The organism is Algoriphagus aquaeductus (genome assembly GCF_003253485.1).
In the GTDB taxonomy this organism is placed as follows: domain Bacteria; phylum Bacteroidota; class Bacteroidia; order Cytophagales; family Cyclobacteriaceae; genus Algoriphagus; species Algoriphagus aquaeductus.
The window spans coordinates 86,851-102,607 of sequence record NZ_QKTX01000004.1 but is presented as its reverse complement, the minus strand read 5'-3'; the positions used below and the strand labels follow the sequence as shown (position 1 = coordinate 102,607).

15 protein-coding genes are annotated in these 15,757 nt (G+C 45.0%); 10 read left to right on the top strand and 5 right to left on the bottom strand.

The genetic code is table 11. The features are described from left to right. Nucleotides 1-65 precede the first annotated feature (65 nt). Nucleotides 66-1,202, top strand: a complete 1,137-nt coding sequence (locus CLV31_RS06765) for an ATP-binding protein (RefSeq protein WP_111392126.1) — start codon at nt 66-68, stop codon at nt 1,200-1,202. A 70-nt stretch (nt 1,203-1,272) separates the two neighbouring features. Further along, on the top strand, nt 1,273-1,395 hold the full coding sequence (locus CLV31_RS22175) for a hypothetical protein (RefSeq protein ID WP_262510271.1): 123 nt from the start codon (nt 1,273-1,275) through the stop codon (nt 1,393-1,395). Between the two features lie 259 nt (nt 1,396-1,654). On the opposite strand, the gene dinB is transcribed toward CLV31_RS22175, so the two are convergent. Next, nucleotides 1,655-2,845, bottom strand: coding sequence for a DNA polymerase IV (gene dinB, locus CLV31_RS06760; RefSeq protein WP_111392125.1), 1,191 nt, complete (start codon nt 2,843-2,845; stop codon nt 1,655-1,657). Nucleotides 2,846-3,659: 814 nt separating this feature from the next. On the opposite strand from dinB, the gene CLV31_RS06755 reads away from it, so the two are divergent. Further along, nucleotides 3,660-4,052 (top strand): four helix bundle protein, encoded by a 393-nt coding sequence (locus CLV31_RS06755; protein WP_111392124.1) that lies wholly within the window; start codon nt 3,660-3,662, stop codon nt 4,050-4,052. 150 nt (nt 4,053-4,202) lie between these two features. Beyond that, complete coding sequence (locus CLV31_RS06750; protein ID WP_111392123.1) at nt 4,203-4,898, top strand: XRE family transcriptional regulator; 696 nt, start codon at nt 4,203-4,205, stop codon at nt 4,896-4,898. 1,243 nt (nt 4,899-6,141) lie between these two features. Here CLV31_RS06750 and CLV31_RS06735 read toward each other — a convergent pair. After that, a complete protein-coding gene (locus CLV31_RS06735) occupies nt 6,142-6,663 on the bottom strand; it encodes a RidA family protein (RefSeq protein ID WP_111392121.1) in 522 nt (173 codons plus the stop codon). Between the two features lie 76 nt (nt 6,664-6,739). On the opposite strand from CLV31_RS06735, the gene CLV31_RS06730 reads away from it, so the two are divergent. Continuing rightward, complete coding sequence (locus CLV31_RS06730) at nt 6,740-7,201, top strand: GNAT family N-acetyltransferase (RefSeq protein WP_111392120.1); 462 nt, start codon at nt 6,740-6,742, stop codon at nt 7,199-7,201. 104 nt (nt 7,202-7,305) lie between these two features. Further along, entirely contained in the window at nt 7,306-8,133 is an 828-nt protein-coding gene (locus tag CLV31_RS06725) for a universal stress protein (RefSeq protein WP_181452584.1), read from the top strand. A gap of 165 nt (nt 8,134-8,298) precedes the next feature. On the opposite strand, the gene CLV31_RS06720 is transcribed toward CLV31_RS06725, so the two are convergent. Both CLV31_RS06720 and CLV31_RS06715 read right to left on the bottom strand, forming a co-directional pair. Further along, the gene (locus CLV31_RS06720) at nt 8,299-9,222 is read right to left on the bottom strand and encodes a DUF6089 family protein (RefSeq protein ID WP_111392118.1); all 924 of its coding nucleotides are present in this window, start codon (nt 9,220-9,222) and stop codon (nt 8,299-8,301) included. A gap of 39 nt (nt 9,223-9,261) precedes the next feature. Further along, nucleotides 9,262-10,155: a mechanosensitive ion channel family protein gene (locus CLV31_RS06715; protein WP_111392117.1), complete on the bottom strand. Its 894-nt coding sequence runs from the start codon at nt 10,153-10,155 to the stop codon at nt 9,262-9,264. Between the two features lie 170 nt (nt 10,156-10,325). Between CLV31_RS06715 and CLV31_RS06710 the strand changes: the two genes are divergently transcribed. From CLV31_RS06710 to CLV31_RS06695, 4 genes are read left to right on the top strand one after another with little or no spacing between them, the layout of a single operon-like run. Further along, a complete protein-coding gene (locus CLV31_RS06710) occupies nt 10,326-11,867 on the top strand; it encodes a bifunctional GNAT family N-acetyltransferase/carbon-nitrogen hydrolase family protein (RefSeq protein WP_111392116.1) in 1,542 nt (513 codons plus the stop codon). Next, complete coding sequence (locus CLV31_RS06705) at nt 11,849-12,421, top strand: KdsC family phosphatase (RefSeq protein WP_111392115.1); 573 nt, start codon at nt 11,849-11,851, stop codon at nt 12,419-12,421. The genes CLV31_RS06710 and CLV31_RS06705 overlap by 19 nt, the downstream gene beginning before the upstream one ends. A 20-nt stretch (nt 12,422-12,441) precedes the next feature. After that, the gene (kdsA, locus tag CLV31_RS06700; protein WP_394335952.1) at nt 12,442-13,269 is read left to right on the top strand and encodes a 3-deoxy-8-phosphooctulonate synthase; all 828 of its coding nucleotides are present in this window, start codon (nt 12,442-12,444) and stop codon (nt 13,267-13,269) included. 2 nt (nt 13,270-13,271) lie between these two features. Continuing rightward, nucleotides 13,272-14,915, top strand: a complete 1,644-nt coding sequence (locus CLV31_RS06695) for a L,D-transpeptidase family protein (protein ID WP_111392114.1) — start codon at nt 13,272-13,274, stop codon at nt 14,913-14,915. On the opposite strand, the gene CLV31_RS06690 is transcribed toward CLV31_RS06695, so the two are convergent. Beyond that, complete coding sequence (locus tag CLV31_RS06690) at nt 14,916-15,608, bottom strand: murein L,D-transpeptidase catalytic domain family protein (RefSeq protein ID WP_111392113.1); 693 nt, start codon at nt 15,606-15,608, stop codon at nt 14,916-14,918. Between the last annotated feature and the right edge of the window lie 149 nt (nt 15,609-15,757).

Below are 15,757 nucleotides of genomic sequence, written 5' to 3'. Positions count from 1 at the left end.
GATCGTAATCGAAAATTTACATGTTTATTTTCGGTTACGATCGAAAATAAACATATTTTTGTTTCATGATCCATCGAATCATCGAGACCGAACTCCTGAAAAGAATCCACCAAGGCAAGCTTTTGTTGGTGGTTGGCCCGCGACAGGTCGGGAAGACCACACTCATGCGTCAGCTTTTGCAACAGCTATCCCTAGACTGTTTGTGGATGAACTGCGACAATCCCGATGATCGGTTGACTTTACAGGATGCAACCCTTACCTCGATCCAGTCTTTGATTGGAGATCGCAAGCTTATTTTTATCGATGAGGCTCAAAGAGTCCAGAATATCGGCCTCACGTTGAAATTGTTCACCGATAATTTTCCGGAAGTTCAGGTGATCGCTTCGGGCTCTTCAGCTTTGGATTTAGCCAATACGATCAATGAACCGCTTACTGGACGAAAGCGAGAATTTCAGTTGTACCCGTTTTCCACGGAAGAATTGGCTCTTCATACTTCCGAACGCGAGGAAAAGCGGCTTTTGGAAGGTCGGTTGATTTATGGGTTTTATCCCGAGGTCATCAATCATCCTGCCGATGCAGAAGAGGCTCTGCGTGAGATTACGAGCAGTTACCTTTACAAGGATCTGTTGAGTTTGGGTGAGGTACGGAAGCCTGCTGTACTTCAAAAGCTCCTACTGGCCCTCGCGCTTCAGGTGGGTTCGGAAGTGACGTTCAATGACTTGGGAAATACCATCGGGATTGATAAGGAAACCGCAGAAAAGTATCTTGATTTGCTGGAAAAGGCGTTTGTGATTTTTCGATTGAATTCATTCAGCCGAAATATGCGCCGGGAAATCAAGAAGAGCCGAAAGATCTATTTTTGGGATAATGGTATCCGTAATGCCATCATCAACAACTTCAATTCGCTGGCACTCCGGACCGACCTGGGAGCCCTTTGGGAAAATTTCGTCATCAGCGAGCGAATGAAATATCTGGCTTATCACCGGATTCCCACGAATGTCTATTTCTGGCGAACGACCACGGGAAAAGAGTTGGATTGGCTGGAAGAAAGGGGAGGAAAACTGTATGCTTTTGAAGTAAAATGGAACCCCGAACGAAGGGCAAAGCTTCCCCTGGGCTTTGGTGAAGCATATCCCGAAACAGAATTTCAGGTGATTCACCGGGAGAACTATCCCGAATTTTTAACCCGAATTATGCATTAGGATCCGTTATAGCCTGTCCCGAAGCATTTCGGGAAGAGTTCAAAATGCAAGAAAATCAAGCATTTAACGAATGAGCCATAGCACCGCTCTGGTGAATGAGTTAAATGCAGCAAAGCGATTGATTTTGTCCGCCGCGGCGGATGGGCTCGGAATAGGAAGTCTAATGGATATTGCGGGTTTAATCAAAACGTGACTTTTCTCGATCGTAATCGACAATTCACCTGTTTATTTTCGGTTACTGTCGAGAGAATGTGTCTTCTAATCTTTTTCAAACTTTAGTGTCGCGCCCTGATTTCACTTGACACTTTTTTATTGTTTTTCTTTTGTTTTCAATCTTCTTAAATGCGTCTTGTTCTGGATTGAGAGCTTTTCCAAAGTTTGGAACTTTGGAAAAGTTGTAGGGCGGAAAATCTCTAGAATCTTGCTTTTAGGATTTCTCACTTTTTACTTTCTCACACCTCCATTCCATTAAAGGGATTAAACCGCCGCCTTCCCACGCCCATGGCTACAGCCCGGCAGACGGTTTTGTCGCCGTACTTCACGTTGAGCTTGTCGAGGGCCTGATAGAGATTGATCTGCTCTTGGCTGTCTTCGAAGAGCTTGATCTGATAGTTGCCATAGACCAGACTGCTGAAGCGTACGCCGATCAGACGGATGAGGAGTCGACGGCTGTAGAGTTTGCGAAAGAGTTCCTTCACCACGGGCAGGAGCGTGTGGTCTGCCGAGGTGTAGGGGACCCGTTGCTGCATGGTATGTGTCTCAAAGTCCGAGTAGCGGATCTTCACGCTCACACAGGCGGTGAGTTGGCCTTTTTGCCGGAGTTTGGAGGCGAGCTGCTCGGTCATCGCGACGAGGGTAGCTTCCAGCAATTTCACATCGATGGTGTCCTCTTCGAAGGTGTTTTCGGAGGAGACCGACTTGGCCTCGGAGTAGGGGATCACCGGAGAGCGATCGATGCCGTTGGCTTTTTCCCAGATCATCTTCCCGTTTTTGCCAAAGGTCGCTTCGAGCAGTTCGGAGGGCATCTGCTGGAGCGTGTGGACTTTTTTGACCCCCATGTTGTAGAGCGTTTGGGAGGTTTTCTCGCCGATCATGGGGATTTTGCGCACGGAGAGTGGCGCGAGAAAGGGCTTTTCCTCACCGAAAGGTACCTGCTTTTCGTTGTTGGGCTTGGCTTCACCGGTGGCGACTTTGGAGACGGTTTTGTTTTCGGATACGCCCATGGAGATATTGAGTCCACTCTCGCGGATGATGCGCTGCCGGAGTTCGTGGGCGAGCTTGAAGCAGCCAAAAAAGCGGTCCATACCCGTGAGGTCGATGTAAAACTCGTCGATGGAGGATTTCTCAAAGAGTGGGACGGACTCCTTAATGATCTCGGTGACCTCGTGGGATTTTTGGCTGTATTTCTCAAAATCCCCCCGCACGATCACCGCCTCGGGGCAGAGTTGCCTCGCGGTCCGCATGGGCATGGCCGAGTGCACGCCAAACTTACGCGCCTCGTAGCTGCATGAGGCCACGACTCCCCGGTCACTCGACCCCCCGATCAGGATGGGTTTGCCATTCAGTCGGCTGTCAAAAAGCCGCTCCACCGACACAAAAAACGTGTCCAAATCCATATGCACAATACTTCGCTTCCCTTCCATGACTTTTTGTTGATTATATTGACATTTTTCTGTTTATAATTTAATCAAAAAGAGTAGATTTGGGTTAAGAAAGTGGCGGAGGTTGTCGGGGTTAAAAAAGATATGCTTCGCGAGATATGTCCTGTCTGACGCAGTCATATCTTGAAAATATCTGCGCAGCTATCTTGAAGAAATTAAAGATATGCTTCGCGAGATAGGGAGATATGCTTCGCGAGATATGTCCTGTCTGACGCAGTCATATCTTGAAAATATCTGCGCAGCTATCTTGAAGAAATTAAAGATATGCTTCGCGAGATAGGGAGATATGCTTCGCGAGATATGTCCTGTCTGACGCAGTCATATCTTGAAAATATCTGCGCAGCTATCTTGAAGAAATTAAAGATATGCTTCGCGAGATAGGGAGATATGCTTCGCGAGATATGTCCTGTCTGACGCAGTTATATCTTGAAAATATCTGCGTAGCTATCTTGAAGAAATTAAAGATATGCTTTGCGAGATAAGGAGATGTGCAATGCGAGATAGGGCCTATTTGACGTAGTCATATCTTGAAAATATCTGCGTAGCTATCTTGAAGAAATTAAAGATATGCTTCGCGAGATAGGGAGATATGCTTCGCGAGATATGTCCTGTCTGACGCAGTTATATCTTGAAAATATCTGCGTAGCTATCTTGAAGAAATTAAAGATATGCTTTGCGAGATAAGGAGATGTGCAATGCGAGATAGGGCCTATTTGACGTAGTCATATCTTGAAAATATCTGCGTAGCTGTCTTGAAAAATAATTGTATAGTATTGGTTTTTAATTTGTTATAGTTATGAGTGGAAAATCAAAATACATCCCGCTCAAAGAATTAACGATCTATAAATTGGCAAGGGAATTATCCGCTAAGGCTTGGCTGATTTACGAGAGGTTGGGATATCACCAGCGTAAAACTTGGGGAGACCAAATGTTGGAGGCTATCGATTCTGTTGGGGCAAATATTGCCGAGGGGTATGCTAGATATCATTTTCTGGAGCGGATTAGATTTTATTATATCTCAAGAGCCTCACTATCTGAGGGGATGGATCACTGGATTGATCTTGGGTTTGAACGAGGAATCGTTGCTAAAGAAGAACACGAGGCCATGTTTTCGATCGCGAAAAATTTACAGATTAAATTAAATGGGCAGATAAAAACGACTTATGAGGCCAAGAAGGATTTGGGATAGTGTCAAACTATCTAAAGCAGTACATCTTCATTTTTATCTCGGCTTTAGCCATATTTTAAAAAAAAATTCTCTCACAGCGTATCTCCTCAAGTATCTCAGCTTTAGCTATATCTTAAAAACTATCTCGCGCAGCATATCTTAAAAATATCAATGTCATTAAATACCAACCTCAAATTCCTCCGCAAAAAGAAAGGCTTCACCCAGGAAACATTTTCTGAAGCCGTAGGAATCTCCCGCTCCAAACTGGCGGGCTACGAACTCAATATCAATCCTCCTTTGGATACGTTGGTGAAAATCTCTGATCAGCTGGGGGTTTCTGTCGATATACTTCTCCGAGAAGACTTGACTACCTACTCCGAATACAAGCTCCGCGAACTACTCGAGACAGATCAGTTTCTGCGGGGACGAAAGTTGCGGATTCTTTCTACTACGGTAGATGCCGAAGGACGCGAACTGATCGAAGTAGTCTCTCAACGAGCCAAAGCGAGTTATTTGGCAGGCTTTTCGGATCCGGAGTTTATTTCCGAATTGCCTCGCTTTTCATTGCCTTTTTTGCCCACGGACAAAAAGCATCGGGTTTTTCAGGTGGATGGAGACTCCATGCTGCCGATTCCCGATGGTGCCTGGATTGTCTGCGAATACGTGGATGACTGGATGGCCATCAAAGACGGGGAGCGCTACGTGATTGTCACCGAGCAGGATGGCGTCACTTTCAAAATCGCTTATAATAAGATTAGCAGCGAACGAAAATTGTTGCTTTGCTCAGCTAATCCGATCTATGTTCCTTTTGAGGTGGAGGTAGAACAAATTCGGGAAGTTTGGAGGTACAGGTTGGCGATGAGTTGAGAAGTCATCACAATGGCGCACTATCTAAATCTCCCACAGATTCCCACAGATCAAAATCACAGATTTTCACAGAAGAGTGTTGAAAGGATCGTTTTCGACTTTGGAGTCTCCCGCTGATTCACGCAGAAAAAGTCGCTGATCATCGCGGATATTACCGAAATCATCCTCAGCTTGACTTGTTTTGTAGCTGGAGATTGAAGACTGGGACTGACTACTTTCTTTCTCCCACAGATTCCCACAGATCAAAATCACAGATTTTCACAGAAGAGTGTTGAAAGGATCGTTTTCGACTTTGGAGTCTCCCGCTGATTCACGCAGAAAAAGTCGCTGATCATCGCGGATATTACCGAAATCATCCTCAGCTTGACTTGTTTTGTAGCTGGAGATTGAAGACTGGGACTGACTACTTTCTTTCTCCCACAGATTCCCACAGATCAAAATCACAGATTTTCACAGAAGAGTGTTGAAAGGATCGTTTTCGACTTTGGAGTCTCCCGCTGATTCACGCAGAAAAAGTCGCTGATCATCGCGGATATTACCGAAATCGTCTCTCAACTCCCTAAGGTTGACTTGTTTTGTGGGCTGGAGACTGAAGATTGGGACTGACTACTTTATTTCTCCCACAGATTCCCACAGATCAAAATCACAGATTTTCACAGGAGAGTGTTGAAAGGATCGTTTTCGACTTTGGAGTCTCCCGCTGATTCACGCAGAAAAAGTCGCTGATCATCGCGGATATTACCGAAATCGTCTCTCAACTCCCTAAGGTTGACTTGTTTTGTGGGCTGGAGACTGAAGATTGGGACTGACTACTTTATTTCTCCCACAGATTCCCACAGATCAAAATCACAGATTTTCACAGAAGAGTGTTGAAAGGATCGTTTTCGATTTTGGAGTCTCCTGCTGATTCACGCAGAAAAAGTCGCTGATCATCGCGGATATTACCGAAATCGTCTCTCAACTCCCTAAGGTTGACTTGTTTTGTGGGCTGGAGACTGAAGATTGGGACTGACTACTTTATTTCTCCCACAGATTCCCACAGATCAAAATCACAGATTTTCACAGAAGAGTGTTGAAAGGATCGTTTTCGATTTTGGAGTCTCCCGCTGATTCACGCAGAAAAAGTCGCTGATCATCGCGGATATTACCGAAATTGTCCCTCAACTTGACTTGTTTTGTAGGCTGGAGACTGAAGATTGATCACGGCGAGCTTTCAGCTTTCTGACTTGATTTTTCTGACTTTCTAAAACGGCTTCTTCTCCTCCAATTCCACGATCACTTCGATCTCCACAGCCATGTTGTTGGGCAGAGAACCTACGCCTACAGCCGAGCGGGCATGTTTTCCTTTTTCTCCAAATACTTCGACCATCAGATCTGAAAATCCATTGATCACCGCAGGATGTGAGGTAAACTCCGGTGTGGCATTGACCATGCCGAGCACTTTGACAAACTGTTTGATGCGGCTAAGGTCACCGGTGGCTGCTTTCAATACGGCAATGATTTCCATTCCGGTATCTCTTGCCGCTTGGTAGCCTTGTTCAACGGTCAGATCTGCTCCTACTTTTCCGTAGACTTTCGGCCCGCTTCCGGCAAGGTACAGGAGATTGCCCACTTGCTTCCATTTCACATAGTTGGCGATGGGTTGGCCTACCTCAGGAATAGTCAATCCCAGCTGTTTGATTTTTTCTTCCGGAGTTTGAGCTTGTGCCCATTGGGTTGCCATGGCAAAAATGATCAGGCTAAGCAATACGAATCTCTTTTTCATAGTTCAATGGATAGTGTTTACAGTTTCTAAGCTAATTCTTTCTCCTTACTTTTGGCAAGCATTTGATCAGATTCCTATGTCTTTCATCGAGATTATTCCTTTCTCCCCGGATCTTCAGCCTTATTTTGAATCGATCAATAAGGCTTGGGTGTCCAGGTATTTTTCACTCGAGCCCTTTGATATCGATCAGTTGGAGCATCCTGAAGAGACCATTTTGGCCAAAGGAGGGGAAATTATTTTTGCAAAATATGGAGAAGAAATCATCGGGACGGTCGCATTGATCCCCAAAGGAGACGGGGTTTGGGAAATGATCAAAATGGGGGTGTCAGAGTCTTTTCAGGGTAAAGGCGCCGGTTTCTTGCTGGGGCAGAGGATCATTGAACTTGCCCAAATCAAAGGGGCAAAAAAGCTGGCTCTGTATTCCAATTCCAAGCTGGAGGCGGCTTTGCAGCTCTATCGTAAACTCGGATTCAAACAGGTCAGCTTGGAATGCGGGTCTTACGGGAGATGCGATGTCAAGATGGAATTTGATTTCTAATCACTTGATTACGACTAACTTTTATCAGTTTTTGAGCTGATTTTCGACAAGGATTTTTGTGGTGAAAAAGAGGAGATTTGGACATGTATCAAACCCTCAGCCCCATGAAAACGATAGTCGTTCCCTTTGATTTTTCTGAGTATTCTCTGGCTGCCCTTCAGACTGCTCAGCGTATTAGCGTCAAATCAGGCGCTAAAATCATCTGTGTCACTGTGGTTCCTTCCGAGGTGGATTGGGATTTGCTTCCCGAAGACGCCAAGAAAAAATATCCTGATCTGTTGGAGGAAATGGAGGAAGCCAAATCGGTCATTCCTGATTATTTAAAACAGGTCGCTCCGGCCAAAGCTCCGATTGAAATCGTAGTGAAAATAGGTGTGCCCTACGAGCAGATCTTGAGGGTGATTGAAAAGTCTCAAGCGGATCTGGCGGTATTGGGTGCTTATGGAAAAGGGTTTGTGGAAGGGAAGTTTATCGGATCCAATCTTCAACGGGTGATTCGATTGGCCACCTGTCCGGTTCTTGCGGTGAAAAAAGCCATGGATGGAAACGCATTCCGAAAAATTGCTTTTGCATCCATTTTTAATGAATCTTCGAAAAAGGCTTTTTCCAAAATGGTTCCATTTGCCAAATTGTTCAAAGCTTCCGTCCATTTGGTCTATGTGAATACTCCGGAGGCCTTTGTCAGTTCGATGGAATCAGAAAAATCCATGTCGGGATTTTCAAAAGGGCATGAGGAACTGGTGTTGCACACGCATGTATTCAATCACCGGGATATCGAGTCGGGGATCATTGAGTTTTGTAAATCAAAAAATATTGAATTTGCTGCGGTGGTCTCCGGAAACCGAAAAGGCATGCCCGCTTATTTCGTGGGAACTACTGATACCTTGATTTTCAAATCCGAAATGGGCGTCTTAAGTATTAAGACAGATTGAGGAAAAGGAGTAGCCTAAAAAAAACACCCACCTGAGGAAGCCGGATTTCTATTTTGTCCGGCTTCATTTTTTTGCAAAGGAATAAGATGGTTGACCGTCACTGCTTGAATTGTTATACTTCCTCAACAGTGATGGAGGCAGACAGAATTTGTCTCCGAAAGCATGTTACCAGAATCTAAACCGCTTCTCGTAAATTCTGTCCCGGAAGATCCAGTTGTCAAATATATCCTTGGACAGGTAGATTTCTACCCCGGCGCTTAGAGTCAGGTATCCGTCATACCGATGGGTAAGGCCTGAACCTCTCCGGATTCTCCCTCGGTTTTGGAGGATTTTTTGAACATCGGGCATCCCGTTGTCATCCATGAAATTTGGGTTTCGTATGGCTAATCTCAACCGGTCAGGGTTTGCACCCGTGACGTAATCGTTGACCAAGTCTAGGTAAAACTCGTTCACGTTGTAAGCCGAGATGTCATCCATGTAGTCTGTCAAGGTGTATCGGTAATTCCCCTCTATACGAAGATCCATATACACATTGAGCTTGTATTTGAAGCCCAGACCCATTGGGAATACGATGATGTATTTTTCATACGGGTTGTTTTCCAACTGTAGTGGACGAAGATCTACCCACCTGCCGTCCAATTGAGCTTGGGGGTTGTTGGTCGATACTCCCACTCCTGCGAAAATGTACGGATTCCAAAGGTGACGCGTGATATTGTTGACTTTTACCGGGTGCCAGTAGTATTCGAACAGCGTAGAGATTTCCCAGTTTTTTGCCTGAAAATGAAGGTTTCTTGGAGTTCGATAAGCTCTAGGATCGGAAGGAGGGTCCGAACCGGACATTTTGTAGTATGTGCCCTCCAGCCGGGTTTTTAGATGGGTTCCAAAAATGTAATTCACTGAAAAGTTGGCATGCCAATCCGGTTGTACGCCTTCGTTGTATCTCCAAAATGAATACAATTCCCCAAAATACTGGGTAGGACCGATTCCTGCGGATATGGACCAGGGAGCTTCAAAGCGGTAACGGTAAAAGCTCTGGGATTGAGCTTCCCAGCACACCAAAAACACCGCCACAAGAAGTAATCGTTTCATTTTCAGAACCAAACAAAAGCTTGGTATATTAATTAGAACCTAAAAATTAGATTTATTTCCCAGATTTTCAAATCCTGATTTGAGATGGATATCTCTTTGTGGGAATGGGATTTCGATTTTTTCTTCCCCAAACCTTCTAAAGACTTCATAATACAACTCACTTCGGAGCACTCTTGGCTTGTTGACATACGAAGAAGTCCATACTCTCAGATTGAAATTGATGCTATTGTCTCCGTAGCTATCCAGGAGTACATCCGGAGCCGGGATTTTCAGTACTCCCTCGTGGGCCTCTGCGATTTCGAGTAATATTTTTCTGACATGCTGCGGGTCTTCTTTGTAAGAAACCCCCACAGGGAAATTAAATCGGATCCGGTACTCATTATGCGACCAGTTGATGACCTCATTATCAATAAATTTACTATTGGGCACGATGATGCTGATGTTGTCGTTGGTAATTACGGTAGTGGATCTGGATGAAATTTTAACCACATCTCCGTTTACATCGCCTACTTCGATCCGGTCGCCCACTTTGATCGGTTGCTCGAAGAGAATGATCAGGCCGGATATAAAATTGTTGGTGATGTTTTGGAGTCCAAAGCCAATTCCTACCCCTATGGCTCCTGCCAACACTCCAAAGGCACTGAGATCGATGCCGTTGGTTTGAAGGATGGAAAATATACCGGCTACGATCAGGATATATTTGACAATGGTGCCGATTGATTCTCGGGTACCTAAAGCCATGTCTCTTTTGACGAGAATTTTCCTGACCAAAAATCTTCTGATCCATTCTGATCCGATAAATAAAACCGTAAAAGAAATGACCAGCGTAAGCACCAAGGCTACTGTCAGTTTGGATTCTCCTATGGAAATAATCGGTTGACTCAAAAGTTGATTCAGCCATTCTATAAAATTCTTTGGGTTTTCCGTATTCATAAGCGAAAATTGAGGTCCTCAGAGAAAGATTTGAAGGGTAAATTATCAATTCTGACTTTAGATTGAGCTTATTAGGTTTGATTTGTTAAGTTTTCGATATAAAATTTTGATTAGGGCTTGTTGGAATATCGTTTTTAAAAGATTTGACTGATTTTCTTTAAATTTGGGCTATGAGTAAGCAAAGAGAAGAATTAGAACACCGACTTAGGCTTCGCAATATCAAACTTTCTGACTACGAGGATATCCGTGAAATCATGGTGTCCATTTACAGGAATCAAGGTGGAGCTTGGACCAAAGCAGAGCTCAAAAACCAGCTGAAAGTATTTCCTGAGGGACAGATTTGCATCGAAGACAATGGCAAAGTCATCGCCGCAGCTCTGAGTATCATCGTAGACTATTCCAAATTTGGAGATAACCATACCTACGATGAAATCACCGGTTATGGTAAGTTTGATACCCATGATCCGGAAGGTGATACGTTGTATGGCACTGATATTTTTGTCCATTCGGATTACAGGGGAATGAGACTTGGGCGTCGTCTGTATGATGCCCGAAAAGAACTTTGTGAAAACCTAAACCTCCGCTCCATTATCGCAGGAGGGAGAATCCCCGGCTATTCCAAATATGCCGACGAAATGACTCCCAGAAAATACATCGATCTCGTGAAGAACAGGGAAATATTTGATCCTGTGCTCTCTTTTCAGTTGGCCAATGAGTTTCACGTCCGGAAAGTTATCACCAAGTATCTCCCTGAAGACACCGATTCCCGGGCCTATGCTACGTTGTTGGAATGGATCAATATTTATTATGAAAAGGATGAAAAACTGATTGGGAACAAAAAATCAATTGTCAGGCTGGGACTGGTGCAGTGGAAAATGCGCCGATTCTCAAACGTGGACGATTTGATGCAGCAGGTGGAGTTTTTTGTGGATACGGTCTCGGGTTATAAATCTGATTTTTGCCTTCTCCCAGAATTTTTCAATGCACCCATGTTGGCAGAATTCAATGATATGGACGCTTCGGAAGCTATCCGAAACTTGGCAGACTATACCGATGAAATTGTAGGACGGATGAGCGAACTGGCAGTATCCTATAATGTCAATATCATCGCGGGGTCCATGCCCGAATACGACGGAAAAAAGCTCCGAAACGTAAGCTACCTTTGCCGTCGTGACGGTACCCAGGATAAGCAATACAAACTTCACATTACCCCAGATGAGGCCGCCTATTGGGGGCTTCAGGGGGGCAATGGAATCAACGTCTTTGATACGGATGCCGGTAGGATCGGTATTTTGATTTGCTATGATGTGGAGTTTCCTGAGCTTGGTCGTATTCTAGCCGAACAGGAAATGGACATTTTGTTTGTTCCATTTTGGACCGATACCAAGAATGCATTTCTTCGGGTGAATATTTGTGCCAAGGCAAGGGCCATTGAGAATGAATGCTACGTGGCCATCACCGGTTCGGTAGGAAACCTGCCCAAGGTGGAGAATATGGATATCCAGTATTCTCAGGCGGCCATTTATTCCCCGTCAGACTTCTCCTTCCCTCATGATGCCACGGTAGCAATGGCTTCGGAAAATGCAGAGACCACGATCGTTGCCGATGTGGATCTTGATTTACTTACCAAGCAGCGCAAAGCCGGAAGTGTGAGAAACCTCGAGCAGCGCAGGCTTGATCTTTATTCGATTCAATGGAAACAGAAAAAATAGTTCAGGAATACCTGAAGCATGTGCCCGAAGGGGTATTTGAAAAGGCAAAATCGATCAAAGTATTGATCACTGATATCGATGGAGTACTTACTGACGGGGGGATCATTTATGATGACCTTGGTACCGAATATAAAAAATACAATGTGAAAGACGGATTGATAGTCCAGCACTTAAAAAAGGCCGGATTTCTCATAGGGGCAATCACGGGAAGAGCCTCTCAAGTGGTGGAAAACCGTTGTGAGGAGCTTCGCTTTGATTTTCACTATCATGGAGTAAAAGACAAACTGAAAAAACTCATGGAGGCTCTTGATACCATGGAATTGTCGTTGGAAGAAGTAGCCTATATCGGGGATGATTTGATCGATCTACCCGTACTCACCAAAGTAGGGTTGGCCGTGGCCCCTTCCGATGCCTTGCCCTATGTGAAGTCGGCAGTACATTATGTTTCCCCACTTGCCGGAGGACAGGGGGTATTTCGGGAGTTTGGAGATATTTTGCTTCATGGCAAAGGTCAGCTCGTTCCATTAATTGAAAATTTAGCTAATAAAGAATGATCATTCGCAATACCCAGCCTATGAAAATCCGCGAAAACATAGTTTTAGGCGGTGACAAACCCGTTCTTTTTGCAGGGCCTTGCGCTGTAGAGAGTTACGATATTTGCCTTGAGATTGGCACCAAAGTCAAAGAGTGGGCTGAGGCCAATGGCTTTTCTTATGTCTTTAAAGCCTCTTTCGACAAAGCGAATCGAACTTCTTCGGGATCTTTTCGCAGTATTGGGATGGACAAATCCCTTGAGGTTTTGCAGCGGGTGGGCGAGGCACTCGACATACCTTTGGTGACAGACATCCATGAAAGCTACCAGGCTGCTGAGGTGGCAAAGGTGGTGGATGTCCTCCAGATTCCCGCATTTCTTTGTCGTCAGACCGATTTGCTTTTGGCTGCAGGTGAGACCGGAAAAGCCGTCAAAATCAAGCGGGGCCAGTTTATGGCTCCCGAGGACATGCAATATGCCGTGAAAAAGGTGAGGTCCACAGGAAATGAAAATGTCTGTTTGACCGAAAGAGGGTTTTCCCTGGGCTATCATAACCTAGTGGTAGACATGCGCGGCTTGCCGATTATGCGGCAGTTCGCTCCGGTGGTTTTTGATATTACCCATTCTGTGCAGCAGCCTGGAGGTCAGGGAGGCAGCAGCGGAGGTCAGCGGGAGTTTGCGCCCATTTTGGCCCGGGCCGCCGCAGCCACCGGGATAGATGGGTTTTTTATTGAGACTCATCCCGAGCCTGCCAAAGCCCTGAGTGATGGTCCCAACCTGATTCCGCTCCATCGGATGGGAGATTTTCTCAGCATGCTCAAAGAGGCATGGACTTTGGGTAGAAAATATCAGGATTTTCAAATCGAGTAATCATGTATCAAATAGTTTTTTCGCTCCTTTTATTCTTTAACATGGGATTTACCACGGGTGAATCCTTTTTTTTTAGCTCGGTAAGTGATCGGCTCCGGGCAATTTTAGAAAATTCCGAACCTGGAGAATCTCTTCGGGTTAGGGGGATTTCTTTGGGTAAGGTGGAAGAATTGCAGGTTTTTTATTCCAACCGATCCTTTGATGAAGCATGGTCTGAACAAGGGATTCTTACCGAATGGGCTTATGAGCTAAGGTTTGAGATCAAACAGGCGCAATTTGACGGACTGCAGCCCAAAGATTATCATATCGAGTTGATTGATGCATTTTTTGCTTCTTTTGAGCAAAATAAAAAGTCGAAAACCATCAATCCTGCTGAGGAGGTAGCGGAATTGGATTTGTTGTTGACTGATGCGTTTTTTCGCCTTGCTACCCATTTAGAGCGGGGAAAGGTGGATCCGTCCCAACTTAAATCTCCTTGGGATATCACCCGCAAATCCTCCCGTATTAATGCCATCTCGCTTTTAGTGCAAGCTTTGGAGCGTAAGGAAATCCGAAAATCCCTCGAACAGCTTTATCCCAATTTTTCTATCTATAAAAGAGGAAGGGAAGTCATCCGTTCCTTGGATGAAAAAGCAAAGGAGGATTCCCTGGACTGGAAAGTGATCAAAGTTGACAAGTCTCTCAAAGTCAATGACTCTCATGCAGTAATTCCAGTGGTTCGGGAGCGGTTGATTTTTTGGGGGTACCTCAAGCCCTATTCACTTACCGACCCAAAGAAATATGATTCAACGCTCTTTGAATCCGTGAAAGCCTATCAGGTGAAAAACGGGATGGAGCCCGATGGAGCCATAGGAAAAAATACAGTGGCTTCGCTTAATGCTTCTCCCCGAATGTTAATGGACAAGGCCTCGATCAATTTGGAACGACTTCGATGGCTACCCGACACCATTAAAGAAGCCGAATTGGTTTTAGTCAATATTGCCAATTATCGGTTGGATTACATTCAGCGATTGGATACCCTCTTCTCTTCAAAAGTGATCGTGGGAAAAAGCTTTCATGCCTCACCCATTTTTTCCTCCCCCTTGACGTATTTGGTTTTTAGCCCTTATTGGAATATCCCGGCCTCTATCGCCAGAAATGAAATTATTCCCTCGGTTAGGAAAAATCCCAATTACCTGGAGCAGAAGCGAATGGAGGTAGTGACCACGGCAGGAAAACCCGTGGATCCTTCTCAAATCAATTGGTCTTCCAAAAATTTCCCCTATCTGATTCGACAAAAGCCCGGTCCGGACAACTCCCTGGGTTCTGTGAAATTCATGTTCCCCAACAAATACAGCGTTTACATTCATGACACCCCTTCCAAGAGCCTTTTCCTTCGGGAAGATAGAGCCTTGAGTCACGGATGTATCCGGTTGCAAAATCCTGAAAAATTCGCCGCACTATTACTCCGGGATCAGCCGCAGTGGACAGAGGCAAAAATCAAGGAAGCCATGAGCAGAGATTCAGAACTGATTGTCAATTTGAAAAGTAAAATCCCGGTCGTATTGGTTTACCTCACCTTTTGGGCAGACAGCAAGGGAGAACCCCATTTCCGACCCGATATTTACAATCGGGATGCCGAGCTAATTGCCTTATTAAAGCGCTGATTAGCCCCGAAAAAACCCGGAATGATTCAAATAGTCTGGGTCATTTCCGTAGATAAACAGCAACGAACCTCCCTTGATCAAATCAATGACTTCTTTGGAAATCTCTGAAGGCACCGCAGGACAGCCAAGGCTTCTTCCCAATCTTCCTGACATTTTGGCTACTTCTTCGCGGGCATAGTCTGCGCCATGGATGACGATTGCTCGATTTCTTGCCTGATCATTGAAGCCTTTTTCCAAGCCATCGAGCCGCAGGGAATAGCCATGTTTGCCCTGATAGGTCTCGGCTGTTTGGTAAAATCCCAAGCTGCTTTGGTAAGATTCGGGACGATTTGAAAATTTTTCTGCCATCAACATCCCCGAATTTCTGCCATGAGATACGACGGTATGGAGTAGGATTTCCTGATGTTCCACGTCAATGATCCAAAGACGTTTTTCGGTGGAGGGAAGCGAAAAATCGATGATGGTCAAGATAGGGAGTTTGAGATCATCCTCCAGCTTTTCATATCCTTTCATCGCCAAATCCAACACCGGAAGGGCCGGAGGATTCGCATGGTTTTTGGTGAGTGTTTCCAGAAAAAGTCCTGAGTTTTCTTTTGGGGGGTGTTCTGTAGGGAATGAATCGGGTTTTTCAGGAAGATTGGCCAGGGTCATAACCCAGATCAAAGGAAGGAGAATTCCTTGGGTAATGGTCATAATGGTGTGGTGGGGTGATTAACAAATGTAAGCTATCCCCCAGATTGTCAAAAACTTTGCCAAGCTGATTCCTGTCATTTTTTCTCAAAAGGTAAATCACCGACAAGGGGAACCAAATTCAAATCACTTTAGGTTTTAGATGCAGAATG

Coding starts and splice junctions, on each gene's coding strand:
- CLV31_RS06750 (WP_111392123.1), top strand. CDS start 4,203: ATGTCATTAAATACCAACCTCAAATTCCTCCGCAAAAAGAAAGGCTTC.
- CLV31_RS06765 (WP_111392126.1), top strand. CDS start 66: ATGATCCATCGAATCATCGAGACCGAACTCCTGAAAAGAATCCACCAA.
- CLV31_RS06705 (WP_111392115.1), top strand. CDS start 11,849: ATGGAAACAGAAAAAATAGTTCAGGAATACCTGAAGCATGTGCCCGAA.
- dinB (WP_111392125.1), bottom strand. CDS start 2,845: ATGGAAGGGAAGCGAAGTATTGTGCATATGGATTTGGACACGTTTTTT.
- CLV31_RS06755 (WP_111392124.1), top strand. CDS start 3,660: ATGAGTGGAAAATCAAAATACATCCCGCTCAAAGAATTAACGATCTAT.
- CLV31_RS06715 (WP_111392117.1), bottom strand. CDS start 10,155: ATGAATACGGAAAACCCAAAGAATTTTATAGAATGGCTGAATCAACTT.
- CLV31_RS06735 (WP_111392121.1), bottom strand. CDS start 6,663: ATGAAAAAGAGATTCGTATTGCTTAGCCTGATCATTTTTGCCATGGCA.
- kdsA (WP_394335952.1), top strand. CDS start 12,442: ATGAAAATCCGCGAAAACATAGTTTTAGGCGGTGACAAACCCGTTCTT.
- CLV31_RS06730 (WP_111392120.1), top strand. CDS start 6,740: ATGTCTTTCATCGAGATTATTCCTTTCTCCCCGGATCTTCAGCCTTAT.
- CLV31_RS06710 (WP_111392116.1), top strand. CDS start 10,326: ATGAGTAAGCAAAGAGAAGAATTAGAACACCGACTTAGGCTTCGCAAT.
- CLV31_RS06690 (WP_111392113.1), bottom strand. CDS start 15,608: ATGACCATTACCCAAGGAATTCTCCTTCCTTTGATCTGGGTTATGACC.
- CLV31_RS06725 (WP_181452584.1), top strand. CDS start 7,306: ATGAAAACGATAGTCGTTCCCTTTGATTTTTCTGAGTATTCTCTGGCT.
- CLV31_RS06695 (WP_111392114.1), top strand. CDS start 13,272: ATGTATCAAATAGTTTTTTCGCTCCTTTTATTCTTTAACATGGGATTT.
- CLV31_RS06720 (WP_111392118.1), bottom strand. CDS start 9,222: ATGAAACGATTACTTCTTGTGGCGGTGTTTTTGGTGTGCTGGGAAGCT.
- CLV31_RS22175 (WP_262510271.1), top strand. CDS start 1,273: ATGAGCCATAGCACCGCTCTGGTGAATGAGTTAAATGCAGCAAAGCGA.